Genomic DNA, 970 nt, shown 5'->3' with positions numbered 1-970 from the left:
GCCCGCGTGGACGACGCGGTACGCGCCGAGGCCACATATCCCGCCGGTTCGGACCCGTCGCGCCTGCTCACGCTCGACCGGCTGGCGGCGCTGCTTGCCGGGTTCGACGCCGCCTTTGCGGGCAAGGCACAGCTGGAGCGGTCGAATCCGCCGGCATCGCGCGTGCGCTATGCGTTTCACCACGATCCGGTGCTCGCGTGGCACAACGGGATTCGCGCGTTCATCGCGGTGCTGGTCGCGTCGGCGCTCTGGATCGTCACCGCGTGGCCGTCGGGCGCCGGGTTCGTCGCGATCACCGGCGTGGTCTGCGCGCTGTTCTCGACGCGCCCGAACTCGGTGGGCGCGACCGTCGGCTTCCTGAAAGGGGCGGCCTGCGCGGCCGCCGCGGGGGCCCTCTGTAATTTCGTGCTGTTGCCGGCGGTGTCGGGCTTCGAGATGCTCGCGTACATCCTCGGCGTGTTCATGATCGGCACCGGCATCGCGATGCGCAATCCCCGCACGGCCGGCATCGGCAGCGGCTTCTCGATCTTCTTCTGGAATTTCACGTCGCCGGACAACACGGCGCGCATCGGCGACGCCGCGTTTCTCAATTCGGCGCTCGCCACGCTGCTTGGCATCGCGTTCGGGGCGCTGGTGCTCTCGCTCGTGTTTCCCGGCGATCCCGGCACGAGCCGGCGGCGCCTGCATCGCGCGGTGCGCGACGACCTGGTGCGCATCGCGCGCAATCCACGGGCGTGGCGGGCGAGTGCGTGGCTGAGCCGCACGGCCGACCGTCTCGGGCGCGAACTCGGCTTCGCGTGGCGTCCGCCACCCACCCCCATCGAGCGCGACCTCCGCGAGCTGCTCGGGGGCTGGACTATCGGCGAGAGCGGAAGACGGTCGGCTAGGGCAAGACGGGATACCTCCGTTCTGGTCTGCGCGTGTGGGAGGAGTCTGCTCAAGAGAACAGAGCACCGCGTCGTCGACAATA

1 protein-coding gene is annotated in these 970 nt (G+C 70.0%); it reads left to right on the top strand.

Annotated features, from left to right (window positions below; translation table 11 throughout):
* Positions 1-970 (top strand): FUSC family protein (locus G3N99_RS40825; protein WP_241012105.1); only part of this gene is annotated, 970 nt, incomplete at both ends.

Origin of the sequence: Burkholderia sp. Ac-20392, assembly GCF_017104585.1 — a bacterium.
Lineage (GTDB): Bacteria > Pseudomonadota > Gammaproteobacteria > Burkholderiales > Burkholderiaceae > Burkholderia > Burkholderia lata.
Note: the sequence above shows the minus strand (reverse complement) of the source record. Positions and strands in the feature narration are given on the sequence as shown.